This window comes from Dehalococcoidia bacterium (assembly GCA_041649635.1).
Lineage (GTDB): Bacteria > Chloroflexota > Dehalococcoidia > E44-bin15 > E44-bin15 > JAYEHL01.
The window spans coordinates 172,738-198,199 of sequence record JBAZMV010000002.1 but is presented as its reverse complement, the minus strand read 5'-3'; the positions used below and the strand labels follow the sequence as shown (position 1 = coordinate 198,199).

Genomic DNA, 25,462 nt, shown 5'->3' with positions numbered 1-25,462 from the left:
GAAACTTTACTAATGAGATAATCTGTCGAAGGTCATAAAATTCATGAATGAAGATATGAAGTTGAATCAGGGGGACCGCATTGGGTGATCTTTTCTGGATAAATCAAAGTGTATATATAGAGAATATCTACAAGCCGGTAATTATCGGAACATCGATATGCTTACTTGCTATTGCTGCAGTATTTGTTTTCGGTTTATTCCGTCATTACCAGCTTTTACGTATGGGCGGAAAAGAGAATCGGTTTGACCAGATCCCCACAAGAATAATGCTGGTCTTAAAAGAGATCTTCGCACATATGAAGATTATAAAAGAGCCCTATCCCGGAATAATGCACCTGTTGATATTCTGGGGTACCGCGTTGTTCCTCCTCGGTAAAATTATACGGCCTTTCTCGTACGCCGTTGACCTGAGCAGCCCGCCTCAGGCTGTCTTCCTGTTTGCCTCCCTCATCTCCGAGATCGGCGCCGTAATGATGATAGTCGGCGGTCTTCTGGCCATATACCGCAGATATATCGCAAAACCTTCACGGCTCGATACGAAGCCGGACGATACACTGATATACATCTGGGTTTTCATTATCTTAATCACGGGATTCATGGCCAAGGGCTATCGCATCGCGGCTGGCGGGATAGACCCGACAGATTGGGCGACATGGGCGCCGGTCGGATATCTTTTCTCCAAGATGCTCCCGACTTTTGACACACAATCATTTAACGAAGTATTCGTCTGGCACAGAGCGGTGTTGCATACACTTCCTGCATTTGTATTCCTGGTATATGTCATGGTTAACCGCTCACGATTGCAGCATATCTTGCTGACCCCACTAAACGTGTTCTTCAGTTCACTGGGGCCTAAAGGCGCGCTTGTGCCTGTAGACCTGGAGACAGCCGAAACGTTCGGCGTTAGCAAAATCGAGGGATTCACATGGAAACAACTCATGGACCTCGATGCCTGCACAAGATGCGGCCGCTGCCAGGACAACTGCCCGGCTTACCTAAGCGGCAAAGAGCTCTCTCCAAAACAGGTAATACAAGATTTGAAGAACCACTGGTACGATTCAGGTCCGGATATCTTCGGCATGTTAAGAAATAAGTTTATGGGTAAGGGCAGAGACACCGGCGCCCAGATGATCGGCGATGTGATCAAGCATGATGTCATCTGGGACTGTACCACCTGCAGAGCTTGCCAGGAGGCCTGTCCTGCATATATCGAGCACATCAATAAGATAATCGATATGCGCCGAAACCTCGTGCTTGACCAGGCCGAAATGCCGGAAACGGCTGAGATGGCTCTGCGGTGCATCGAGGAGAGAGGACATACCTGCAAAGGCACCACCGCCTGCAGGACGGATTGGTGCGGCGATATCGAGGGAGGCAAGCTTTTAGCTAACGACTCCGATGTTGAAATCGTATACTTTGTCGGATGCTCCGCCGCTCTTGAGGATAGGAACATGAAGGTCTCCAAGGCCTTCGGGAAAATACTCAGGGCTGCGAACGTCAATTTCGGTATCCTGGGTGAGGAAGAAAGCTGCTGCGGTGATCCCGCGCGTCGTATCGGCAACGAATACCTGTTCCAGATGCAGGCGATGAAAAATATCGAAACCTTTAAAAAATATAATGTCAAGCGAATAGTCGTCACTTGTCCGCATGGCTATAATTGTCTGAAGAATGAATATCCTCAGTTCGGCGGCGAATTTGAAATCATCCACCACTCACAATTTATTGCCGAACTAATCAGCCAGGGCAGGCTCACGCTTAAGAACAACCTGGATAAAGCGATTACTTACCATGACGGCTGTTATTTAGGCCGTCACAATTCCGTCTATGATGATCCGCGCAAGATAATAAATGCGCTGCCTGGTGTACAATTCAAAGAGATGACAAGACACGGCAGCAAGAGCTTCTGCTGCGGCGCCGGCGGCGGCCATATGTGGATGGAGGAAAAGACAGGCGTAAGAATCAGCGAGATGCGTGCCGATCAGGCTCTTGAAACCAACTCGGACACCATCGCCACTGCATGCCCGTTCTGCTTACAGATGTTCGAGGATGCGATAAAAGCAAAGGAAGCATCTGAGAAAATAAAGCCCCTCGATATTGCGGAACTTGTGGCGCTGGCGATAGAGGACGAACCGAAGAAATAATCTACCTTCCAAATACAAACTAAAAAGGCCTTCACGATATGAAGGCCTTTTTCTATCTCTAGATAATCTATCGAACTGATGGATTCTATCTAGAATTCTATCTCTTTTAAGTCAGGTGCCACGATCAGCGGCGCATCAGTTACCGACTGCAATTGTTCCACAGTGATTCCCGGTGCTATTTCCTTTAATATTAGCCCTTTTGAAGTAACTTCCATAACAGCCAGATCTGTAAAGATCATATTAACCCTGCCTTTTGCCGTCAGGGGATAGGTACACTTACTAAGTACTTTGGGCTCTCCGGTAGTCGTTGTATGCTCCATAGCAACCATGAGTTTTTTGGCGTTAGCACAAAGGTCCATTGAACCGCCGATGACGCCTATAGTGAGCCCTCTGGCAGGGTTGTTCCATCCAGCTAAATCGCCTTTTTCTGAAACCTGGAGGGCGCCAACTACAATAGCATCCATATGTCCGCCGCGTATCATAGCAAACGACTCTGCAATATCGAAACAGGCTGATCCCGGCAATATTGTTACCGGTTGAGAACTGGCATTAATTAAATCCTGATCCGCCTCATCGCCTGTGGCAATTGGACCACATTTAATCATACCTATCTCAGCCTGAAGTATTATATCCCTTCCCTCTATCCAGTCACTTATAAGAGTAGGAATACCTATGCCTAGATTGACATACCAGCCATCTTGCAACTCTTTGCTGGCTCTCAGGGCAATCATCTCCCTAGGAATACCTTCTAATTTCTTCATCTTGCTATCAGAGGTCATTATTTTCTCCCTTCTTAACCTATACCGATATGAAATTTCGGACGTTCTACCTGCAATATTCGTTTAATATAGATACCCGGCGTATGTATATCATCAACATCCATATCCCCTGGTTCCACGAGATTCTCGACTTCGGCTATGGTAATCTTAGCCGATGCAGCCATAACGTGGTTAAAATTTCTCGCCGTCCTTCGATATCTGAGGTTACCTTCTTTGTCTCCTTTGAAAGCATGTACGAAAGCGAAATCAGGCTTTAAAGCAAGCTCAAGTATGTATTCCCTGCCGTCAAACATCTTCTTCTCTTTTTTTCCATTATCCGGCATATTAGTGATAGTCCCTTCGACAGCGGTACCGACACCAGTCGGCGTATAGAAACCGGCAATGCCGGCGCCCGCCGCCCTATACTTTTCTGCCAAAGTACCCATGGGAAAAATCTCCACCTCTATCTTCCCCGCTCTGACAGCCTGCTCAAAAGGATTATTTGCGCCTTTACTCGCTGAACGATCGAGCGGATACGAATCTATTACTTTATCCAGCTGCTCATTTTTAACTAGTAGTTCGCATTCTTCCCTCGCTCCAACCAAGGCCCCACAGCCGCAGGCGAGTGTCAAGTGCTTGACCCCTTTTTCTATTATCCCCCTTAGCAGTGCTCTAGGCACGCCCGCGACAAAGAATCCAGGAATTGCTATTATAGCGCCATCTTGGATGTCAGCTATCGCCTCCTGTATTGTTGCGACAGACTTGTCTACCATTGTTTTAAGTTCCCTCCTTGTAAATTTAGACTTGCTTACTTTTAATTCAATCTGTTACAGTCGCAATTTAAATAACACATATTCTAAGAAGCCCCTGCCTTATTTCTGACCCTATCCATGATGGCCGACAAAGCTTTGCCTACGTCTCCCTGAATAAAAACATCAGCCTTATCATCTATATGAGAAGTACCCGTGTTAATTATCATGAGCTTCGCGCCGGACTCAACAGCATAGACCGGCATATACGCGGCAGGATATATCATCAGCGATGACCCGAGCAGCATAAACAGGTCGCAATTCCTTGAAAACCGCTCCGCCTTACTGACCTCCTCCGTCAGGGGAGGCTCTCCGAAAGATACGGTCGCCGCCTTCAACTTCCCGCCACAATCCGTACAAACGGACTCCTCACTTTGTCCTTCCGCCAGCTTCTTTGCGATATCTATAATATGATAACGCTGACCGCAATTAATACACTTAAGCCACCGCAATGAACCGTGTAGCTCAACCAGCTTGTCGTCAGGTATCCCCGTCTTCTGATGCAAGCCGTCTACATTCTGAGTGATAACGCATTCAAGCTTGCCCAGTTTCAGTAATTCTGCTATCGCATAATGAACGGCATTGGGTTGTGAAGTCTCTATCATATGGAACATGGTCCACAACTGCCATCCTCTTTTCCTTGCGGCGGGATCGCCCTGAAATTTAGGGAATGTATCCTCCCCTAGATTAACTGAGGCTTTCACCTGCTGGGTCTGAGTAGAGCTGGCTATACCTGTTCCGGTAAATGCTACAATCTTATTGGAAGCAACAACCAGATTCGCAGCCGCCTCAACCAGCTGTTCCGATATGCCGCCTTTTAGCTGATCACCCATTCTCTATTTCCCGGAAAAATCCCCTACATGAGAGCAGCATCGTTGACTCGGGCTCTATTCCCAACCGTTGTTCTCAGAATCCTCGCTATACCTCTTTCTAGTGCCATACCTTGTTCCAGCGGCAAGTCCCGTCCCCTTTTCACAGCCTCCTTAGCATATCTCACCGCCGCACCGTCTTTTGCTTTTATATCTTTGGCCATGGTTTCAGCAACAGATAAAAGTTCTTCACGGCTCACAACCTTATTAACAAGTCCGATCCTTAAAGCTTCTTCCGAATCGATATATTCACAATCGAGCAGCAACTGCAAAGCTCTCCCTACGCCTATGGTTCTAGGAAGCGTCTGGCTTCCTCCCGCCGCGGGGATCATACCGAGAGCCACTTCAGGCATTCCGAAAACCGCGTCGACAGAAGCTATCCTGATATCGCAAAACAAGGCTATTTCCACACCCGAACCCAGCACATAACCATGTAATGCAGCGATTAAAGGTTGCTTAAGGCTGTCCAATAACCCCCAGACATCTCGTTCCCACCTGACCTGACGGGCTATCACAGGCGAAGGAGCGGTACCGAATTCACTCAGGTCCGCGCCGACACAAAATGCTCTTTCGCCGGCACCGCTAAATATGACCACTTCAACTTCAGGATCATCTCTTATCGCAGAGAGGACCTCATACATCTCGTCCCGCATTTTGATGTTGTACCGATTCAACACCTTGGGACGATTCAGAATCACTCTGGCTATGCCATCGCACTTTTCATATATTATGGTTTCAAATCCAGTCACGAATTTATTTTACCACAATCGTTATCAAAACATTAGAGGTGCTTTTTTTGTGCAGCCATGTGTATCAATATATGACCTGAAGTGGTAGTCAAACACTTCAGTATCACTCACTCGCCTTTAAACGATGGTTTTCTCTTTTCTAAAAATGACCTGATCCCCTCCATCCTGTCACCGGTAGTCTGAATAAGAAAGTACAGGTCGGCCTCCAGTCTCAATCCCTGTACCAAGGTTAAGTCCACTCCTTTATTGACGGCTTCCTTACAAAATCTTAGTGCGACAGGCCCTTTCTCTGCGATCTTCTGTACCAGAACGTCGGATTCCTTTTCAATATCCTTGAAAGGTATCATCTTCTGTATTAAGCCGATACGAAACGCCTCCCCAGCTTCGATTGTCTTCGCAGTAAGAATTAATTCAAGAGCGTTGCCCTGACCTACCAATCGCGGAAGCCGTTGCGTGCCGCCGCCGCATGGAATGGTACCCTCTGAAACATTCGGAAGCCCAAAACGTGACCTGTCGCTGGCGATGCGAATATCACAAGCAAGCGCCAATTCAAGCCCTTCGCCGAAAGCATCCCCATCAATCACGGCAACGGTAACTTTATCGAGGCGGGCCACCGACCCAATAACTTCACTTACGAGTGCACCAAGCTCAGTCGCCGTGCCAAACAGGAACGTTCGCCCGGCATGTCCAAACACAACCACACTTATGGAATCGTCTCGGCTGACAACATCGCAAACATCCAGTAGTTCATTACACACACTCTCATGCAACGAATCGCCGTTTTCAGGCGTATCTAGAATGATATAAGCTGTGCGTCCCTTTTTCTCATATTTTAAAGCTTTGTACTTCATATCAGACCACGAACACTCGCAACTGTAGCGATGATAAACGAGTATCTAGATAGTGTCAAGTAAAAGTAGACACACAGATGATGAGTAAATATAATGTCTGCATGGAGGAAGCTATGGATTTCTTTCGTCCCGCTCGCTGCGCCACATGCTCGCATCACAAGCTGGGGCAATATGATCCTGAAGAGGACTATCAGGAACACTGGTGCGAGATAGAAGAAAACGAGATGACCGGGTGGTATTCAGGCATGCACCTGGATAACTGTGTTTTCGCCGCTATAGGAGTTCCCCCATGCCCGTGCTACGAACGCGCCGAAGGCCTCATAGATGAATCATTTATGAAGCCGACTCCCGGTATCGCATCGTTGCAATCGCAGGACAAACCAAAAGTGCTCATTCCGAGAGAAGAACTGCACTTCGAGGTCAGACGGCTGGCTCAAGAAATAAGTAACGATTATAAAGATAAGAACCCCCTGATCATCGGCGTGCTGAAAGGCTCTTTTATCTTTCTAGCCGATCTCATTCGCCTTATCGATATGCCGGTTGAGGTAGACTTCGTACGCTTGTCTAGCTACGGTTCGGGTAAAGTGAGCTCAGGTAAGGTAAACATAGTACACGGATTAGAGACATCGGTAAAAAACCGCGATGTTATCGTCGTCGATGATATCGTGGATACCGGCCTGTCTATAAGCCACTTCGTGAAATACGTAAAAAGGCGCAAGCCGGCCTCCGTGAAAACATGCGCCCTGCTGGACAAACCGTCGCGCAGAAAGGTCAAAATCGACATAGATTACGTCGGCATAACCGTTCCGGATAAATTCGTCGTAGGTTACGGAATAGACTGCAATGAGGAATACCGGAACCTGTGCGATATATGCGTCGTGGAGGATTAGATGAAGCTGGATAAACTGATTGCCGTAGCCCGCGGCATCGCCCCGGCCGATCTGATACTGGCGAATGCCAGGATAGTGAACACCTTCAGCGGTGAAATCGAAAAGGGGAACATCGCGATATATAAAGATAGGATCGCGGGCGTCGGCGACTACAAGGACGCGAAACAAGTTATCGACCTCAAAGGCAAATATATCTCGCCGGGACTCATCAACGGGCACATACACACGGAAAGCTCGATGCTGCATATAGCCCGCTACGCCGAAGCCGTAGTGCCGCGCGGCGTCACCGGTATCGTCACCGACCTGCATGAAATAGCGAATGTCAAAGGCATCGCGGGCATAAAATACGTTTTGAGCTATGCCGGGTCATTGCCTCTCGACATTTATTTCATGGCCCCGTCATGTGTACCGGCAACACACCTGGAAACCGCCGGAGCCTCTCTAGCTCCGGACGATATCGAAGAAATACTTTCATGGGACGAAACTACAGGCCTGGGCGAGATGATGAACTTCCTGGGCGTTCTTTTCGCCGACGGCCAGGTCCTGGCCAAAATCAGCGCGTCTCAGAGCAAAGTTATTGACGGCCACGCCCCCGGATTAGGTGGCAAAGATCTTAACGCCTACATCGCCACCGGTATGAGCTCCGATCACGAATCGACAAAATTCGCAGAGGCTCAGGAGAAACTGCGCAAAGGCATGTACGTGATGATACGTGAGGGCTCATCCGAGAAGAACCTTGAGGAACTGCTGCCGCTGGTCACAGATAAAACCTATAAGCGCTGCATCTTCGTCGTGGACGACCGTTCCTGCTACGACCTGATGAAAGACGGCGACATCGATGCGGTGGTGCGAAAAGCGATAAAGCTGGGCCTGGACCCTGTACGCGCGATACAGATGGCCACGATTAATACTGCCGAGCGATTTGCGATAAAAAACGTCGGCGCCATCGCCCCGGGATATATGGCGAACATTGCAGTACTGAGCGACCTGCGCAGGTTTAAAACTGAGATGGTATTCCGCCACGGCAAGCTAGTAGCTCGCGCTGGCAAACCTCTATTCGCATCTTCGATACGTGAAAACAAACAGATGACTCATACCATGAAAGTGAAGCCCTTTAAGCTCGAGAGACTTAAGATTAAAGCTGCCAAATGGCATCACCCCGTAATAGAGATAGTCCCGAATCAGATAATAACTAGAAGCGTTAATGAAAAAGCCAAGATAATCGACGGCGCAGTCGTAGCTGACACGAAACGCGACATCTTAAAGCTCGTCGTAGTCGAACGCCACAAAGCTACCGGCAACATCGGCCTGGGGCTGGTGAAAGGGCTCGGTCTGAAACGCGGCGCGCTGACCTCATCTATCGCTCACGACTCACATAACATCGTCGCCGCGGGAACGAACGATAAAGATATTTATATCGCGATAAAAAAGGTCGAGGCGTTGGGTGGAGGTCTTGTCGTAGCATGCGACGGTAAAATCATCAAAGCGCTGCCCCTGCCCATAGCCGGACTGCTCTCGGATCAGCCGCTCGACAAGGTGGTCAAGAAGCTGGAGGAGGTAGAGAAGGCTGCCGCTAAACTGGGCTCGAAGCTATCCGCTCCTTTCGCGACGCTATCCTTTCTCGCCCTGCCTGTAATCCCTGAACTGCGTCTCACCGATAAAGGACTGGTAGACGTGCTGCAATTCAAGATACTGGAATAACCGACGAAAGCATGAAGCATGAGAAATACAACTGAGATCAAAGCTGTCGATTGGGTTTCCGGCAAAGTCCGTCTAATCGACCAGACAAAGTTGCCTCAAGAAGAAGTATATCTGGAACTTTCCGACTACAAGGATGTGGCTGAAGCCATAAAGATGCTGCGGGTGCGGGGAGCACCGGCCATCGGCATCGCGGCGGCATACGGGCTGGCGCTGGGCGCAAACGGAATAAGGGACAAATCTAAAAAGTTATTCCTCACAAAGCTTCGCGTGATATCCGAGGAATTAGCCGCTACCCGACCGACGGCGGTGAACCTGTTCTGGGCTTTAAAACGAATGAACCGCGTAGCTGAGAAAGCCAAATCAGTCGACGAGATTAAGAGCGCTCTCTTGGCCGAAGCGAAAAAGATCGATAAAGAAGACGAGGAGATGGAAAAGACGCTGAGCCGTCACGGTTCCTCCCTCATAAAGGACGGCTATACGATAATGACTCATTGCAATACGGGAGCGCTGGCCGCCGGCTACGGCACCGCGCTGGGCGTGATCAAAGCGGCATGGGAAAGCGGCAAAAAGATTCATGTCTTCGCCGGTGAGACCCGTCCCCTGCTGCAGGGATCGAGGTTGACCGCATGGGAACTCAAACGATACCGCATACCGTTCACACTGATCACCGATACCATGACAGGATATTTCCTGTCGCAAGGGAAAATCGATTGTGTGATAGTGGGAGCCGATAGAATTGTGGCCAACGGCGACGTCGCAAATAAGATTGGTACCTATAACCTGGCGGTGCTGGCCATGGAGAACGGCGTACCCTTCTATGTGGCGGCGCCTACAAGCACAGTCGATACTACCATCGGCTCAGGCTCCGACATACCCATCGAGCAAAGAAATCCCGAGGAAGTTACGCATATACGCGGCATCCCCATTGCGCCGGAGGGCGTGCGCGCGGCTAACCCCGCCTTCGATGTTACCCCTCACAGATATATATCTGCTATAATTACAGAGCGTGGGATATTACGAGAGCCGTATAAAAACAGTCTGCTTCGATTAAAATAGTATCCCTCTAACGATTCGATTGCTTCCACAGAAACAGGAGAAGACAAAACGTGCCAAAGGCTAATATAGGTGTTATCGGCGGCACCGGATTATATGAGATGGAGGGGCTGACCGATATTAGAGAAGTGAAGCCGAAGACGCCGTTCGGAGAACCGAGCGATTCCATAATAATTGGAACGCTCGACGGAATAGATGTGGCTTTCCTGCCGAGACACGGCAGGGGCCACTTCGTCAGCCCGACTGAGATACCGGCCAGGGCTAACATCTATGCGCTGAAGTCACTTGGAGTGGAATGGATAATCTCGGTAAGCGCAGTCGGCAGCCTGAAGGAGAGCATCCACCCCCTCGACCTCGTGATCCCCGACCAGCTTATCGACCGCACCAGCAACAGGGTCAGCTCGTTCTTCACGGGAGGCATCGTCGCGCACGTGGGGTTCGCCAGGCCGTTCTGCCCTATACTCAGCGACATTCTGTATAAAGCGGCGCTAGAAGAAAGGGCAAAGGTCCATCCCGAGGGAACATATGTCATAATGGAGGGGCCGCTTTTTTCCACTAAGGCCGAGTCCAACCTCTACCGCTCATGGGGCGCCAGCATCATCGGCATGACCGCACTGCCCGAGGCCAAGCTGGCCCGCGAGGCAGAGATATGTTACGCCACTGTGGGATGCGTCACAGATTACGACGTATGGCACGAGACCGAGGAAGAAGTCACCGTCGATATAGCTATATCCAATCTCAAACTCACATCCGATATATCAAAACGCATCATCAGAAAAGCGGTGAGATGCATCCCGGATAAACGGGATTGTCAGTGCGCCAGCGCGTTAAAAAACGCCATACTGACCGACCCGGCGCTTATACCTTCCGCAACAAAGAAAGACCTATCGCTGCTGATAAGGAAGTATATTCAGTAAAGTGAACACATTATCCCGCACCGGCTTTCATTTAAGCGGCCTGCCGACTGCTATAGGCAGCATGCCTCACAAAGAACCTGCAAAGGCTTGCTCGCTCATTGCAAAATACCTGTCGGAGATCCCATTCTGGCCTCAATTGCCGAAACGCTCTTTCCTTGAGAACATGTATGCCCAATACAGTGATGGATTCCCGGGACTCGTTCTGGAACAGGACAGAATTTATGTAAACTTATCACAAGGTATAGACGAGCCACTGGAAAAGCTGTACACGGCTTATATTGAAAACAAGCTAGAAGATTTCGGCATAAGCAAGGAATACGCCGCGGGGCTGCACGAATTCCTGAATCACAGGCTGTCGAACCCTGTTGCCGTCAAAGGCCAGATAACTGGTCCGTTTACATGGGGCATGACCGTCACCGACGAGAACCGCCGCCCTATCCTGTACGATGAGACCGCCGCCGACGCAGTAGTCAAGCATCTCAACTTGAAGGCCCGCTGGCAGGAATCCAGGCTTCGAGAACTCTCCGATAATACGATTATTTTCTTCGACGAACCCTATATGTCCGCGGCCGGCTCTGCATTTGTCTCTATTCCGCGGGAACGTATTACCGAACTGATAGAAGGGACTTTCGAAAACGTTCAAAGCCTGAAAGGTGTTCATTGCTGCGGCAATACTGACTGGTCTATCCTGCTTAATACATCCGTAGACATCATCAACTTCGACGCTTACAGCTACGGAAATACGATCGCCCTTTATCCGGAAGTAAAGGACTTCATGGAGCGCGGAGGCGTTATCGCCTGGGGCATAGTGCCGCGCGAAGATAAGTTCCTTCAGAACGAAGCTGTAAAAAACCTGCTGGACAGATTAACCGGCTGCATGGCCGGACTTGAGCGCAAAGGAGTGAGCAGGGACAAGCTGCTGAAACAAAGTCTTCTCACGCCTGCATGCGGTTTGGAACCAGCCTCGGAAGAAGGCGCGGAGCGGGCTCTTGAACTCCTCGCCGACCTTTCGCTGGCCTTCAGGAATAAATACATCAAGTGATAGGAATTCGAAATGGAATGTAACATCAAAGCAAATATGGAGAAATGCACCTGCACATACGAGCCGTGCTCCCGCAAGGGGAAGTGCTGCGAGTGCATTACTTACCACAGGAAGATGGGTGAATTGCCGGGATGTCTTTTCCCTCCTGAGGTCGAACGAACGTACGATCGCTCCATAGAGAGATTCATCAAGTGTTACAACAAAAAAGCATGACTTCAGACACAACCGATCGGCATGGAGAAAGTCTGGAATAGGCCCGCATGAAAATCGACCTGCACATCCATACCAAGACCGGTTCCGACGGCAACCTGCCCATCGATGAAGTCTTCCGAGAGGCGAAGCGCCGGAACATTAATTTCATGTCCGTCACCGATCACGACAATATCGATTGTCAGAACGAAGCGTTCAAGATAGCGTCCGACCTCGGAATCTGCTACATATCAGGAGTGGAATTGAACGTGACGTTCACATACAAGAACAAGCCTTATTCTCTGGATTTCCTGGGATATGACTACGACCCGGATAATGCCGCGCTCAAGGAGAAACTGCAATCATTAAGAGAGCATCGCGAGAAAAGGGCGCAGCAAATACTGCAAAAGCTGAATGAAGCATTCGACGCGGAAGGTATCGACAGGTTCACTGAGGATGATATCGCCAATATCAGCGATAGCGTCAACGGCTCTTTCGGACGGCCGCATATCGCTAACTATCTGGTTAAAAAAGGGGTAGTCAGAGATAAGCAGCAGGCCTTCGATAAGTATCTCGTAAGACTCGACGTCCCGAAGTACCCTCTATCACTTGAAGAGGCGTCGCATCTGATCAGGGACGCGGGCGGCGTGCTGGTACACGCACATCCAGCCGATGATAAAGGAACGTCCCTGTGGGAGATAACCACAAACCTGAATGCGCAGACCAACATAATTTCGCAATACATGCTGGAGTACATAGACGGCGTGGAATGCTGGTATCCCAGGAGCAATAAAACTATAGCAGCGCATTACACTGGCTTCGCCAGGCGCAATGGGCTTATAATGACTGGTGGCAGCGATTGCCACCAGAAACCGATAATCCTCGGCACCGTTAATGTGCCGGGCTGGGTCGCGGACCAGTTCAAACTAAATTAGGAAGGAATATTTATAATGGGCAAAATCAAGGCTGATGTTAAAAATATGTCACTCGCAGCGGCGGGAGCGATACGCATCGAGTGGGCGGAACGGGATATGCCCGTGCTGCGCCTGATACGCAAACGTTTCGCCAAAGAGAAACCGCTGAAGGGCATACGCATCGCGGCATGCCTTCATGTGACCACGGAGACGGCGAACCTGGCGCTTACGCTGAAAGAAGGAGGCGCTGACGTCGCAGTGTGCGCCTCAAATCCTCTTTCGACTCAAGATGAAACGGCCGCCGCCATCGTGAATGAGTTCGGCATACCGGTCTACGCGATAAAAGGCGAGGATAATAAGACATACTACAAACACATCAACGCCGTGCTGGATACGAAGCCGAATATCACGATGGACGATGGAGCCGATCTGGTGTCGACAATCCATAAAGAGCGCAAAGACCTGATCAAGAACATCATAGGCGGCACGGAAGAGACGACCACCGGCTGTATTCGATTGAACAGCATGGCTACGGGGAAAAAGCTCAAATACCCAATAATCGCGGTCAACGAAGCCGACACCAAGCATTTGTTCGACAATCGATACGGCACCGGGCAAAGCACAATCGATGGCATCACCCGTGCCACTAACATCCTCTGGGCCGGCAAGAACGTAGTAGTATGCGGCTACGGCTGGTGCGGCCGCGGCGTCGCCATGCGGGCGCGCGGCATGGGCAGCCATATCATCGTTACCGAGATCGACCCGATCCGCGCGCTGGAAGCATGCATGGACGGTTACGCTGTCATGACCATTGCCGAAGCGGCAAAAGTAGGAGATGTTTTTATTACGCTAACTGGAGATACAAGTGTTCTCGATAAGTCGCATTTCACTAAAATGAAAGACGGCGCAATCGTAGCCAACAGCGGGCATTTCAACGTTGAGATAAACATCCTTGCGCTGGAAAAGCTTTCCATGGCAAAACGCAGCCTACGGCCGGGCATCGACGAATACTCGCTTAAAAACGGGAGGAAGATATACCTGCTCGGGGAAGGTCGTCTGATAAACCTGGCAGCGGCCGAGGGTCATCCCGCCAGCGTTATGGATATGAGCTTCGCCAATCAGGCGCTTTGCGCGGAATACCTAGTTAAAGAAGGGATCGATAAGCCCGGCGTTTACAATGTGCCGACGGCGATCGATAAGGAAGTTGGCAGGCTGAAGCTGGCCTCGATGGGCATTACTATTGACACGTTGACGGACGAACAGCGAAAATATCTTGAGAGCTGGGAATCAGGCACTTAATCTGGAAAGGAAATTAAATGAGTACATTTATGACATCGTCGTCCTTGTTTCTGACCTCGGAATCGGTTACGGAGGGTCATCCCGATAAGCTGTGCGACCAAATATCCGATGCCGTTCTCGATGCGATTATGGAAAAAGACCCGTTCGGAAGGGTGGCCTGTGAGGTTGCCACGACGACCGGTTTAGTCATAGTCATGGGTGAGATAACAACCAAATGCTACATCGATGTACCGCAGATAGTAAGGGCGGTTGTGCGTGACATAGGTTATATTAAACCTGAATACGGTTTCGACTACCAGTCCGTGGGCGTGATGGTCTCTATTAAAGAACAATCCCCCGACATTGATCAGGGCGTGAGTAAGTCCCTGGAAGCCAAGGAAAGCTCCGGCGTCAGCCATTTAGATGAAATCGGAGCTGGAGACCAGGGAATGATGGTCGGTTTCGCCTGTAATGAAACACCGGAGCTGATGCCGCTTACTATTTCGCTGTCTCACAGACTGTGCCAGCGGCTGGCCCAGGTCAGGAAGGATAAAATATTAAAATACCTCCGTCCCGACGGCAAGTCCCAGGTCACCATAGAATACATCAACGGCAAGCCAAAACGCATTGTCAACGTAGTGATCGGCGCCCAGCATGACGACAATGTGACACACGACCAGATTGAAAAAGACATCATAAAACATGTCATTTCGGAAGTGATTCCATCTAAGCTGCTTAACTCTGAGACGCAATACTACGTGAACGGAACCGGACGGTTTGTTATAGGCGGACCGGTATCGGACACCGGCGTCACCGGCCGCAAGATAATCGTCGATACGTATGGAGGAATCGCTCGTCACGGCGGCGGCGCATTTTCAGGCAAGGACTGTACCAAGGTAGACCGCTCGTCATCATACATGGCGCGTTATATCGCCAAGAACCTTGTAGCCGCAGGACTGGCGGATCGATTGGAGATACAGGTGGCATATGTCATCGGCAAGGCGCACCCGCTGTCCGTTTCCATAGAGACCTTCGGCACAAATAAAGTATCGGATGATGTCATAGTAAAGCTTGTGAATAAGCACTTCGACCTGCGTCCCGGCGCCATCATAGACTACATGCAGTTGCGACGTCCTATTTATCGCCAGACGGCAGCCTACGGACACTTCGGACGTCCCGACCTGGACCTTCCGTGGGAGAAAACCGACAAGGCCGAGATACTCAGGAAAGAAGCCGGGCTTAAAAGCAAGTGATGCTACAGGCTATCCCGGATAGAGCGTAAAAGAAAGCGAATAAATTGAAAGCAGTCATTCTAGTAGGCGGAGAAGGAACACGGCTCCGCCCGTTGACATACGGCACGCCAAAGCCTATGGTTCCCATCCTGAACCGCCCTTTCCTGGAACACATGCTCAGGTATATGAAAAGCCACCGCATCGATGATGTGGTGCTGGCCATGTGCTATCTCCCGGACCATATCAGAGATTACTTCGGCGACGGCTCTGATTTCGGAGTGAAGCTGACTTACGTTGTAGAGAGCTTCCCCCTCGGCACCGCAGGAGCAGTCAGGAACGTAGCGGATCATCTGGACGAAACTTTCTTCGTTTTCAACGGCGATGTATTCACCGATATGAACCTGACCGAAATGCTTGAGACACACCGTAAGCAGTCATCGAAGGTGACCATAGCTTTAACGCCGGTCGACGACCCCAGTATGTACGGCGTCGTCGAGACCGATGCCGACGGCCGCGTGAAACGATTCGTCGAGAAGCCCAAGCGTGAAGAGGCAACCACAAACATGATCAATGCAGGAACATATATCCTTGAGCCCGACATGCTGGATTATATTCCCACCAATCAATTCTACATGTTCGAGCACGGCCTCTTCCCTCTGCTTCTGGAGCGCGGCGATCCCTTCTTCAGCTTCTCTTCTCATGACTACTGGATCGATATCGGAACGCCCGAGAAATACATGAAGGTAAACGGCGACCTTCTGACGGGCGAAATCTCAACAGATATTCCGGGCCGCATTTATAACAGAAACATATGGGCCGAAGAAGGACACAAGATACACCCCAGGGCCAGGATCGACGGGCCGGTTGTAATCGGGCGTGATTGCTTCATAGAGGCGCAGGCTCACATTATAGGACCGACCGTAATCGGGCCTCATTGCTATATAAGCGCCGACAGCCTTGTTGAAAAGTCAATTGTGTGGCATAATGTCGCAATCGGCAAAGGAACAACTCTGCGGCAATGCATTGTCGCCGACTCGGTTAACATCGATGAAGATTGTTATATCGACTCCGGGTGCATCATAGGCACCAAAGCTACGATAGAGAAGAATTCAAGGCTGGCGCCGGATACAAAAATCATGCCGGATGAAAAGGTTTCCGCTTCTCAAGGCGCTGGCTCTTAGTCGATAACGGAGCATTTACCGCAACGGAGGTGCCATTTGGCTTCGAAGATCAAATTCGGCACGGACGGATGGCGTGCAATCATCGCCGAGGATTTCACCTTCGACAACGTTCGAATCTGTGCCCAATCCGCGGCCGGTTACATGAAGTCGGCTGGCCTTGCCAAGAAAGGCATGGTCATAGGCTATGACACCCGATTCGCCTCGGAGCGCTTCGCCGCAGCAGCAGCCGAGGTTGTGGCCGCCAACGGCATCAAGGTTTATCTATGCGATAGCGCCGCACCTACACCGGTTATCAGCTATTCGATCCTGGATTTTAAAGCCGGCGGCGGTATCATCATAACCGCCAGCCACAATCCCGGACAGTGGAACGGCTTCAAATTCAAGCAGGGCGACGCTCGCAGCGCCTCCCCAGAAGTAATAACAGAACTGGAAAAGGGAATATCCCGTTTACAGTCCGGCGCAGCAGGGATCAAACAAATCAGCCTAGACGACGCGATTGAAAAAGGTACCGTCGTAAAATTCGACCCGGCGCCTGCCTATATAAAGCATCTCGGTGATATGGTAGATATAGAGAAGATCAGGCGCAACGGTATAAACATCGCCGTCGACTCCATGTATGGCGCGGGTGCGGGATATTTCCGTAATATACTCGGCGGCGGAAAGACGAAGATTACGGAGATTCACAAGAAGCGCAACCCCCTCTTCCCCGGCCTCCAGCCGGAACCGATAGCGCACAACCTTACGGAGTTATCGACGAAGATAAAACAAATCCGAGCCGACGTCGGATTTGCCACCGATGGAGACGCCGACCGCATAGGGATCATGGACGAGAAAGGCGAATTTATCACAACGCTTCAGACATACGCACTGATCGCCCTATACCTTCTCGAAGTGCAGGGACAGCGCGGCCCGATAATCAAAACGATAACTACTACGAATATGCTGTTCCGCCTGGGCGAGATATTCAAGGTGCCCGTTTATGAAACTCCTGTAGGATTTAAATATGTAGCGCCGCTAATGCTGGAAAAAGATGCCTTGATGGGCGGCGAGGAAAGCGGAGGATACGGATATCGCGGCCATATGCCGGAACGAGATGGAATTCTATCAGCTCTATTCTTCCTTGACCTTATGATAAAGCTGAAGAAGAGCCCGTCTCAACTCATCAAATATCTCTACAGCAAGGTAGGCCCTCACTATTTCGATCGTCTCGATGTTGATTTCCCGCAAGAGGAAAGGGAAGCCATTATGAAACGTCTAACCGATAGCAGGCCCTCCAGCATTGCCGGGACGGCCGTGCGCGAGGTCGAAACGAGAGACGGATTCCGCTTTTTGATGAAGGACGGCAGCTGGCTTCTAATACGCTTCTCCGGCACCGAACCTATCATGCGCATATATTCGGAGAGCGATAGCATGAAAAAGGTAAAGACATTCCTTGGCGAAGGTAAAAAATTGGCAGGTGTAAAATGACAGTAAATTTAGATGATCAGCAGCTATATGAAAAGCTCGACACCACGAACCTTCATGAGCGCATACAAAATCTGCCTAAACAGTGCCGGCAGGCGTGGCAGAGCGCCTTAACATTGCCTTTGCCCGAAGACTTCAATAGTATCGACAAGATCGTAGTTCTGGGTATGGGAGGTTCCGCAATAGGCGGCGACTTGTTGCGGTCGATGGTAAGCCTTCAAAGCAATATCGATGTCATAGTGCAGAGGGACTACGACCTGCCGAAATCGGTGAATGAAAAAACACTTGTCATAGCCTCCAGCTACTCAGGAAATACCGAGGAGACCCTATCAGCTTTCAGCCAGGCGCTGGAAACACCTTGTAAAAAGTTCGTTATAACCACAGGCGGCAAGATCAGTGAACTGGCGGCACGAAACGGCGTACCGCTTCTATCCTTTGGATTCAGCTCTGAGCCGAGAGCGGCGCTGGGATGCAGCTTATTCTCACTTCTGGCGTTCATGCGCAAACTAGGCATCATCCCGGACGAGCTACTGAAAATCGATGAATCACTGGACGCACTGAATAAATTATCGACGCAGCTAAGTAAAGACATCCCGATGGAAAGCAACCCCGCCAAGCAATTGGCGGCGAAGCTATTCGACCGTCTCGTAATTGTTTACGGTGCCGGTATATTAACAAGCGTAGCTTACAGATGGAAAACGCAAATCAACGAAAACAGCAAGGCCTGGGCCTTCTCCGAAACACTACCCGAGCTTAACCACAACGCCGTCGTAGGTTACCAGTTTCCCGCTGGTATGGCCGATAAACTGTTCGTAGTTATGCTGCGATCCGAAGACTTGCATCCGCGCACACTCAAGCGTTACGAAATCACAAGCGATATCCTAGCCAAAGCGCATGTTCCTCACGAGGTCATCGATACCAGCGGTAAGACTCCCCTATGCCGCATGATGAACTCTATCCTGATGGGAGACTTTGTAAGCTACTACTTGGCAATTTTATATAAAATCAACCCCTCGCCGGTGGAGATCATCGATTATCTAAAGAAAGCGCTCTCTTCATAACAGCCGCCCAGGATACAAAATAAGACCGCATGCATTTAACAATCATCGCATGCGGTCTTTTATATTGCCGCTTAAGTTCGAATAAAGACTAACGCTTGGTGTACTGTTTCGCTTTTCGAGCCTTGACAAGGCCATACTTTTTTCGCTCTTTAACACGAGCGTCGCGCGTGAGAAGCCCCTTACTTTTAAGCAGTTTCTTCTGACTATCGTCAACCTCTACCAATGCCCGGGCTATGCCGTGCCTGACAGCAACCGCCTGTCCCGCACAACCTCCACCCTTAACCTTAACAGTGATGCTGTATTTTTCGAGACTGTCCGTTGCAACCAACGGCTCTAATACCGTGTTTCTGTGTCTCTCAATCGGAAACATCTCCTCAAGAGGCTTGCCATTAACTATAACGGCACCACCACCCGAATTGATGCGCACCTGCGCTACAGCAGACTTTCTTCTACCTGTTGCGTGTAGATAACCTCTCTCGCCCAATTATTCCCCCTTGTCGGATTTCCCTATTTGAGCCTGATGCGGATGCTCATCCCCCGCATATACTTTAAGCCTGCTCATTATCTGACGCCCAAGCCTGTTGCGGGGGATCATGCCTTTAACCGCGGATGTGATTATTTTTTCCGGATTTTTCTTCAGCATATCTGAATAACTTACGGTTCTCAGCCCGCCGGGATAGTTAGAATGACTGTAATACATCTTCTGCTTATCTTTATTCCCGGTCACCTTAATCTTGGCAGCATTTATTACGACTACATAGTCTCCCACATTGATATGGTTTGAGAAAGTCGGTTTATCCTTACCCATCAATATTACTGCCACTTCGGATGCAAGACGCCCTAAAGTCTTATCAGATGCATCAATAACATGCCACTGCCGATCAATTTCGCCTGCTTTAATACTATAAGTCTTCATATTTCATCACCAGGATAATTCACTTTCATCAAAAATAAACCATGTGGCGGCACTGCCGGCCCTGCCGTTGCAGGCTTTCCGGATTCGAATATTTTACGGAAAGCCGCTATATCGCTAACTTTTAAACCAACCTTTAACAGAGACCCCACCGTCATCCTCATCTGATGAGGAAGAAACGCACTGGCTTCTACGACGCAACTGACCATCGATCCTTCTCTGTACGTGCCAGCACGATAAACCGTACGGGTTGTATTTATGCGTCCTTCTAAAGCGCTTGCAAACGGTGCGAAGTCATGTGTACCTTCCAATATCTTACATGCTTCGTCCATGATGCTAATTTCAAGAGGCCGCCGCACCAGCAATGCATCACGCCGCCTTAGAGGAGACCGAGTCGACTCATTCCAGATATAGTAACAATACTCCCGGCTCAGCGCTCCCCTCCTCGGATCGAAATCGTCTCTGACTTTATGGGCCTCCTTAACAGCAATGTCTTCCGGTAAATAAAAGTTTAACGCTTTAGTAATATTATCAAGTTTAAGGCGCGAATTGGTTTCGAATACGGCCACCTGACCTTTTGCATGAACACCCTGATCGGTGCGTCCGGCGAACACCGTTCGAACATATTCTCCCGAAACCTTAGCTATAGCTTCTTCCAATTCCCCCTGTATCGTCGGAACATTTCTCTGTCTTTGAGAGCCGTAATATCTTGTTCCGTCATATTCAATCGTAAGAGCAATTCTCAATGCTACTTCACTAATTCAAGCTGAGCCGTAGGCGCGGCGTCACCGGCTCTCCGCCCGATCCTTACGAGGCGAACATATCCTCCAGCCCTCTGGGCATATTTAGGCGCGATCTCGTCAAACAGCTTGTCTGCAACCTGCTTGTCATTGATAAACGCGAGCACCTGACGTCTGCTCTGCAATGTGCCGTCCTTGCCGAGCGTTATCATGCGTTCCGCGAAACCGCGCACCTCTTTAGCTTTAGCCTCAGTGGTGACAATTTTCTCATACCTTAACAGATCTGTAACCAGGTTACGATACATCATTACCCTATGAGAAGTAGACCTGGAAAAACTCCTGCCTGAAACTCCGTGTCTCATATTTTATTCATCCTCCCCCGTTATATCCTCCGAAGGCTCATCATCAGATGCCTCACCCTTGAAAAGATTGGGGGGATTAAGCCCTTTTATTTTCATCTGCTCCCTAAGCTCGTCAAGGGCTTTCTGCCCGAAATTCTTTATGCTCAAAAGGTCTTCCTCGTTCTTTTCAAACAGCTCCCCGACTTTTGTAATTCCGGCTCGCTTCAAGCAATTGAACGTGCGAACAGAGAGATCAAGCTCTTCAATAGGCATATTATATTGCTCTAGCGGTATAGGAAGACGAGGCTGTTTTTCTCCGACACGCAGCGGCACTTTCGCAAGCTCATAAAAGAGTTGGAAATACTCAATAAGCATTTGAGCGCTTTGACTAACTGCCTCCACCGGTGAAATAGTGCCATCCGTCCATATATCAATAGCTAGACGCTCATAGCCGTGGAGTTCTTCAAGCGCAACCGTCTCTATCTTGTAGTTTACCCTTCTTATAGGAGTAAAAATCGCATCAATCGGAATAGCCCCAATCGGCAGTCCTTCGGCTTTTCCGGCCAGACGATAACCCTTTCCCTGTTCGACGTTGAATTCCACTACAAGTTTAGAATCGGATGAATCAAGCGTCGCAAGGTGCAAATCAGGATTTACTATCTCAAAGTCGGCAGAAGGCTCGATATCGCCAGCCGTGACCTCGCGCTCCCCCTTACACCTTAACGTCAACTTGCCGCCTCGCAAGGATAAAGCCCGTAAGCGAATTGATTTTACATTCAAGATAAAATCAACGGTATCCTCTTTAACATTTGGAATAGTTGAAAACTCGTGCTGAATACCATCGATCATCATCCACGTCACGGCCGACCCGGTGATGGAGTTTAACAATACTCTTCTGAGAGCATTTCCCAGCGTAACACCATAACCCCTTTCAAGGGGTTCTATGACGAAACGCCCGTATTTTTCCGAGAGCTCTGAACACTCTATTTGCGGTAGTACAGCCTCTGTCAAGTGGCTACCCCCCATCATACTATCTGGAATAATATTCAACTATAACCTTCTCATTAATTCTTAAATCAACATCGTTCCGGCTGGGGATAGAGAGCACCTTCCCTGTAAGCTTCTCTGCGTCCAGCTTAAGCCATCCCGATACCGTTTTTGTACCTACCTGCTGGGCGACCACTTTGTAATACGTCCTCTCTTTATCACCCTCGCGCAGACCGATTTCATCTCCTATATGAGTAGCATAGGACGGGATATCTACTTTCCTCCCGTTCACTACGATATGCCCGTGGCGTACCAGTTGTCTAGCCTGGCTCCTCGAATCAGCAAAGCCCAGCCTATAAACGACATTATCGAGTCTCATCTCAAGTATCTGTAACAAGATTTCACCTGTCGCGCCGGGACGCCTCACAGCATCATCGAAGTGTCTGCGGAACTGCCTCTCAACTACGCCATAAGTAAACCTGGCCTTCTGTTTTTCCCTGAGCTGTAATCCTCTGTCCGAGACCTTTCTTCTATGAGATTTTTGCTGCCCGGGAGGAAAGCTGCGTCTATCGAGAGCACACTTTCTTGACAAGCAACGCTCACCTTTAAGCATCAGCTTTTCATTCTGCCGTCTACATATCCGACAAACTGCTCCTATATATCGAGCCATTTCTTCGCCTTGCTCCTTTTACCCTAGAAATCCAAAAAAACTAATCAACTCTAAAGTACTGCTACAAAATATAAAAACTATACCCGCCTTCTCTTACATGGACGGCATCCATTATGGGGTATCGGCGTTACATCTCGAATCCCAGTTATAGTGAGGCCGGCTGCCTGTAGCGCGCGTATCGCAGCCTCTCTTCCGCTGCCGGGCCCTTTTACAAACACTTCAACCTGCTTTAAGCCATGTTCTATACTCTTATGAGCCGCCTGTTCAGCCGCAAGCTGTGCAGCATAGGGCGTACCCTTACGCGACCCCTTGAATCCCGCAGTACCCGCACTGCCCCAAGAGATAGTATTACCGGCTTGATCTGTTATTGTTATCACCGTATTGTTGAAAGTCGACTGTATATACGCACGACCCTTAGCTATTAACTTTTTTTCTTTCCTCTTAACACGCGTGACTTTTTTCTTTTCTGGCATAATATTCCTCTACTATTTCTTAGATACAGTCCGTCTGCGGCCGGCAACCGTCTTACGTGCGCCCCTCTTCGTGCGAGCATTGGTCTTGGTGCGCTGTCCGCGTACCGGAAGCCCGCGCCTATGGCGTATACCACGATAGCTACCAATCTCGATCAGGCGTTTAATATTGCGATTGACCTTTCGCCTCAGTTCACCTTCTACTTCATACTCTCTTTCAATGATCTCGCGAATCTGACCGACCTCTCCCTCGGTGAGATCGCTGACCTTGGTATTGGGATCTACCTTTGCCTTTTCAAGGATCACCCTGCTTGCGGTAGGTCCTATACCGTATATATAACGCAAACCTATCTCGACCCTTTTGTTCTTGGGAAGATCTACCCCTGCTAATCGTGCCATTACTACGTCCTTATCCTTCAGCCTTCGTTGATAATATTCACACAGTAAGCTGTGAACTTTTACCCTTGCCTTTGCTTATGCCTGGGATTTTCACAGATCACTCTGACTATTCCCCGTCTTTTTATTACCTTACATTTTTCGCAACGCGATTTAACCGATGCTTTGACTTTCATATCTGTCTCCTTCCACCACCCGAAAATCTACCGAAATCTATATGTGATACGACCTCTTGTTAGATCATAAGGCGATAATTCAACTAAAACCTTGTCTCCTGCCAATATTTTTATATAATGAATCCTCATTTTACCGGAAATATGCGCTAGCACCTGATGACCATTGGCCAATTCGACGCGGAACATCGTGTTAGGCAAAGACTTAACAACTGTTCCTTCAACTTCAATACTTTCCTTCTTAGACATATAAATTGCCTAAACCAACGCCGTTAATATTTCTGCTTTCCCCTCAGTTACTACAATCGTATCCTCGAAATGAGCGCATAGACTGCCATCCATAGTAGAAACCGTCCACTCGTCTCTGCCTACTTTAGTATGCCAATCGCCTTGGGTAACCATCGGCTCCAAGGCAAGCGCCATACCCTTTTTTAACACAGGCCCCTGTCCTGGTTTCCCATAATTCGGTATTTGTGGATCTTCATGCATTTGTCGGCCGATACCATGCCCCGCATACTCACGCACTACTGAGAAACCGTTAGCCTCAACAAAAGACTGTATCGCATAAGATACATCTCCAAGACGAGCGCCGTTTCTCGCGCTTTCAATCCCCACCATCAAAGCATTATCAGTCGTATCTATCAACTTCTTAGCTGTGTCACTAATTTCGCCTACTGCTATTGTACGAGCGGCATCTCCGTGAAAGCCATTATAAACGGCACCAAAATCAATTGTGACAATATCTCCTTCTTTAAGAACACGCTTCCCGGGTATACCGTGAACGAGTTCATCATTTACAGAAACACACAAATGCGCCGGATATCCTCTGTACCCTTTGAAAGAGGACTTAGCGCCATGTCTATTCAATTCTTCTATTGCTATTGTGTCTAACTCCTCAGTGATAATACCAGGTTTGATTCTCTTCTTCAATATATCCAGAACGATGGCTACTATTTCCCCCGCTTTCCTCATAAGTTCAATCTCGCGGGTCGACTTAATCTCTATTCCCATTTTTATCCTACGGAAGCGCTGCGATGATGTTTTTAGTAATACTATCTATATTACCCTCTCCGTCTATCTCAACAAGCTTCTTTGCCTTGTTATAATAATCAATCAACGGTGATGTCTCCTTTGTATAAACATCAATCCTTTTCCTGACAGTCTCCGGCGTATCATCAGCACGTTGATACAACTCACCACCGCATTTATCACATACGCCTTCTTTCTTTGGCGGCGATGATACCTTATGATACGGCGCCTGACACTTACGACAGATAAAACGTCCGCTTAACCGTCGTACCAGTTCATCGGTGGAAACGTTAATATAGAAAACACGATCGATTTTTAACTTCTTATCTCCCAGCGCCTGGTCCAACGCTTTAGCCTGCTCCAGCGTCCTTGGAAAACCATCCAGCATGACACCTTTCGAACAATCAGGAGCATCTATGCGTTCCAATATCATTTTAATAGTAATCTCATCTGGAACCAGGAGGCCCTGCTCCATATAATGCTTAGCCTGATTCCCTAACTCATCCCCTCGGGTTGCCGCAGCTCGGAACAAATCCCCTGAAGCCACATGTGTTATGCCGACTTTCTCGGCGATATTCTTCGCCTGCGTGCCTTTCCCTGATCCGGGAGCGCCTAAAAGTATCAATCTCACTGCAAAATCCTCC

Annotated in this window: 30 protein-coding genes; 13 read left to right on the top strand and 17 right to left on the bottom strand. The window is 49.2% G+C overall.

The features are described 5' to 3' along the window. Window positions 1-296: 296 nt before the first annotated feature. Window positions 297-2,141, top strand: a complete 1,845-nt coding sequence (locus tag WC562_04850; GenBank protein MFA5055487.1) for a heterodisulfide reductase-related iron-sulfur binding cluster — start codon at window positions 297-299, stop codon at window positions 2,139-2,141. An 89-nt stretch (window positions 2,142-2,230) separates the two neighbouring features. Here WC562_04850 and WC562_04845 read toward each other — a convergent pair whose 3' ends face one another. The 5 genes from WC562_04845 to WC562_04825 all read right to left on the bottom strand — a co-directional run bounded on the left by WC562_04845 (window position 2,231) and on the right by WC562_04825 (window position 6,177). Continuing rightward, complete coding sequence (locus WC562_04845; GenBank protein MFA5055486.1) at window positions 2,231-2,920, bottom strand: 3-oxoacid CoA-transferase subunit B; 690 nt, start codon at window positions 2,918-2,920, stop codon at window positions 2,231-2,233. Window positions 2,921-2,934: 14 nt separating this feature from the next. Then, a complete protein-coding gene (locus tag WC562_04840) occupies window positions 2,935-3,672 on the bottom strand; it encodes a 3-oxoacid CoA-transferase subunit A (GenBank protein ID MFA5055485.1) in 738 nt (245 codons plus the stop codon). Between the two features lie 83 nt (window positions 3,673-3,755). Beyond that, entirely contained in the window at window positions 3,756-4,541 is a 786-nt protein-coding gene (locus WC562_04835; GenBank protein ID MFA5055484.1) for a Sir2 family NAD-dependent protein deacetylase, read from the bottom strand. Between the two features lie 23 nt (window positions 4,542-4,564). Next, window positions 4,565-5,326, bottom strand: a complete 762-nt coding sequence (locus WC562_04830; protein ID MFA5055483.1) for an enoyl-CoA hydratase/isomerase family protein — start codon at window positions 5,324-5,326, stop codon at window positions 4,565-4,567. Between the two features lie 107 nt (window positions 5,327-5,433). Next, a complete protein-coding gene (locus WC562_04825) occupies window positions 5,434-6,177 on the bottom strand; it encodes an enoyl-CoA hydratase-related protein (GenBank protein MFA5055482.1) in 744 nt (247 codons plus the stop codon). Window positions 6,178-6,254: 77 nt separating this feature from the next. On the opposite strand from WC562_04825, the gene hpt reads away from it, so the two are divergent. Genes hpt through WC562_04765 form a run of 12 tightly spaced genes read left to right on the top strand, consistent with a single transcriptional unit; the run spans window position 6,255 to window position 19,099 of the window. Then, complete coding sequence (gene hpt / locus WC562_04820) at window positions 6,255-7,067, top strand: hypoxanthine phosphoribosyltransferase (protein MFA5055481.1); 813 nt, start codon at window positions 6,255-6,257, stop codon at window positions 7,065-7,067. Then, window positions 7,068-8,768, top strand: coding sequence for an adenine deaminase (ade, locus tag WC562_04815; GenBank protein MFA5055480.1), 1,701 nt, complete (start codon window positions 7,068-7,070; stop codon window positions 8,766-8,768). Window positions 8,769-8,786: 18 nt separating this feature from the next. After that, a complete protein-coding gene (gene mtnA / locus WC562_04810; GenBank protein ID MFA5055479.1) occupies window positions 8,787-9,824 on the top strand; it encodes an S-methyl-5-thioribose-1-phosphate isomerase in 1,038 nt (345 codons plus the stop codon). Window positions 9,825-9,874: 50 nt separating this feature from the next. Next, the gene (gene mtnP / locus WC562_04805) at window positions 9,875-10,738 is read left to right on the top strand and encodes an S-methyl-5'-thioadenosine phosphorylase (protein MFA5055478.1); all 864 of its coding nucleotides are present in this window, start codon (window positions 9,875-9,877) and stop codon (window positions 10,736-10,738) included. A 1-nt stretch (window position 10,739) separates the two neighbouring features. Beyond that, window positions 10,740-11,780 carry a methionine synthase gene (locus WC562_04800; protein MFA5055477.1) on the top strand — a complete coding sequence of 347 codons (1,041 nt, stop codon included), beginning with the start codon at window positions 10,740-10,742 and terminating at the stop codon, window positions 11,778-11,780. Window positions 11,781-11,792: 12 nt separating this feature from the next. Next, the gene (locus WC562_04795) at window positions 11,793-11,993 is read left to right on the top strand and encodes a DUF6485 family protein (protein MFA5055476.1); all 201 of its coding nucleotides are present in this window, start codon (window positions 11,793-11,795) and stop codon (window positions 11,991-11,993) included. 47 nt (window positions 11,994-12,040) lie between these two features. Beyond that, on the top strand, window positions 12,041-12,904 hold the full coding sequence (locus tag WC562_04790) for a PHP domain-containing protein (protein MFA5055475.1): 864 nt from the start codon (window positions 12,041-12,043) through the stop codon (window positions 12,902-12,904). Between the two features lie 15 nt (window positions 12,905-12,919). Further along, window positions 12,920-14,182, top strand: coding sequence for an adenosylhomocysteinase (gene ahcY / locus WC562_04785; protein ID MFA5055474.1), 1,263 nt, complete (start codon window positions 12,920-12,922; stop codon window positions 14,180-14,182). Window positions 14,183-14,199: 17 nt separating this feature from the next. Beyond that, window positions 14,200-15,414 carry a methionine adenosyltransferase gene (gene metK, locus WC562_04780; GenBank protein ID MFA5055473.1) on the top strand — a complete coding sequence of 405 codons (1,215 nt, stop codon included), beginning with the start codon at window positions 14,200-14,202 and terminating at the stop codon, window positions 15,412-15,414. A 44-nt stretch (window positions 15,415-15,458) separates the two neighbouring features. Continuing rightward, window positions 15,459-16,574: an NDP-sugar synthase gene (locus WC562_04775; GenBank protein ID MFA5055472.1), complete on the top strand. Its 1,116-nt coding sequence runs from the start codon at window positions 15,459-15,461 to the stop codon at window positions 16,572-16,574. 36 nt (window positions 16,575-16,610) lie between these two features. Beyond that, complete coding sequence (locus tag WC562_04770) at window positions 16,611-18,041, top strand: phosphoglucomutase/phosphomannomutase family protein (GenBank protein MFA5055471.1); 1,431 nt, start codon at window positions 16,611-16,613, stop codon at window positions 18,039-18,041. Then, window positions 18,038-19,099 carry a bifunctional phosphoglucose/phosphomannose isomerase gene (locus WC562_04765; GenBank protein MFA5055470.1) on the top strand — a complete coding sequence of 354 codons (1,062 nt, stop codon included), beginning with the start codon at window positions 18,038-18,040 and terminating at the stop codon, window positions 19,097-19,099. Before WC562_04770 ends, WC562_04765 begins: the two co-directional genes overlap by 4 nt. 88 nt (window positions 19,100-19,187) lie before the next feature. Here WC562_04765 and rpsI read toward each other — a convergent pair whose 3' ends face one another. The 12 genes from rpsI to WC562_04705 all read right to left on the bottom strand — a co-directional run bounded on the left by rpsI (window position 19,188) and on the right by WC562_04705 (window position 25,449). Beyond that, entirely contained in the window at window positions 19,188-19,583 is a 396-nt protein-coding gene (gene rpsI, locus WC562_04760) for a 30S ribosomal protein S9 (GenBank protein MFA5055469.1), read from the bottom strand. Then, entirely contained in the window at window positions 19,584-20,015 is a 432-nt protein-coding gene (gene rplM / locus WC562_04755) for a 50S ribosomal protein L13 (protein ID MFA5055468.1), read from the bottom strand. After that, entirely contained in the window at window positions 20,012-20,758 is a 747-nt protein-coding gene (truA, locus tag WC562_04750; GenBank protein MFA5055467.1) for a tRNA pseudouridine(38-40) synthase TruA, read from the bottom strand. The genes rplM and truA overlap by 4 nt, the downstream gene beginning before the upstream one ends. Window positions 20,759-20,760: 2 nt before the next feature. Beyond that, window positions 20,761-21,114 (bottom strand): 50S ribosomal protein L17, encoded by a 354-nt coding sequence (rplQ, locus tag WC562_04745; protein ID MFA5055466.1) that lies wholly within the window; start codon window positions 21,112-21,114, stop codon window positions 20,761-20,763. A 3-nt stretch (window positions 21,115-21,117) separates the two neighbouring features. Then, window positions 21,118-22,104: a DNA-directed RNA polymerase subunit alpha gene (locus WC562_04740; GenBank protein ID MFA5055465.1), complete on the bottom strand. Its 987-nt coding sequence runs from the start codon at window positions 22,102-22,104 to the stop codon at window positions 21,118-21,120. A gap of 19 nt (window positions 22,105-22,123) precedes the next feature. Further along, window positions 22,124-22,750, bottom strand: a complete 627-nt coding sequence (gene rpsD / locus WC562_04735; GenBank protein ID MFA5055464.1) for a 30S ribosomal protein S4 — start codon at window positions 22,748-22,750, stop codon at window positions 22,124-22,126. Between the two features lie 77 nt (window positions 22,751-22,827). Next, window positions 22,828-23,223 (bottom strand): 30S ribosomal protein S11, encoded by a 396-nt coding sequence (rpsK, locus tag WC562_04730; protein ID MFA5055463.1) that lies wholly within the window; start codon window positions 23,221-23,223, stop codon window positions 22,828-22,830. A 12-nt stretch (window positions 23,224-23,235) separates the two neighbouring features. Continuing rightward, a complete protein-coding gene (gene rpsM, locus WC562_04725) occupies window positions 23,236-23,619 on the bottom strand; it encodes a 30S ribosomal protein S13 (GenBank protein ID MFA5055462.1) in 384 nt (127 codons plus the stop codon). A gap of 59 nt (window positions 23,620-23,678) precedes the next feature. Beyond that, window positions 23,679-23,792, bottom strand: coding sequence for a 50S ribosomal protein L36 (gene rpmJ, locus WC562_04720; protein ID MFA5055461.1), 114 nt, complete (start codon window positions 23,790-23,792; stop codon window positions 23,679-23,681). A 27-nt stretch (window positions 23,793-23,819) separates the two neighbouring features. Next, on the bottom strand, window positions 23,820-24,038 hold the full coding sequence (gene infA / locus WC562_04715) for a translation initiation factor IF-1 (GenBank protein ID MFA5055460.1): 219 nt from the start codon (window positions 24,036-24,038) through the stop codon (window positions 23,820-23,822). A 9-nt stretch (window positions 24,039-24,047) separates the two neighbouring features. Then, complete coding sequence (map, locus tag WC562_04710) at window positions 24,048-24,800, bottom strand: type I methionyl aminopeptidase (GenBank protein MFA5055459.1); 753 nt, start codon at window positions 24,798-24,800, stop codon at window positions 24,048-24,050. 7 nt (window positions 24,801-24,807) lie between these two features. Further along, window positions 24,808-25,449 carry an adenylate kinase gene (locus WC562_04705; GenBank protein ID MFA5055458.1) on the bottom strand — a complete coding sequence of 214 codons (642 nt, stop codon included), beginning with the start codon at window positions 25,447-25,449 and terminating at the stop codon, window positions 24,808-24,810. Between the last annotated feature and the right edge of the window lie 13 nt (window positions 25,450-25,462).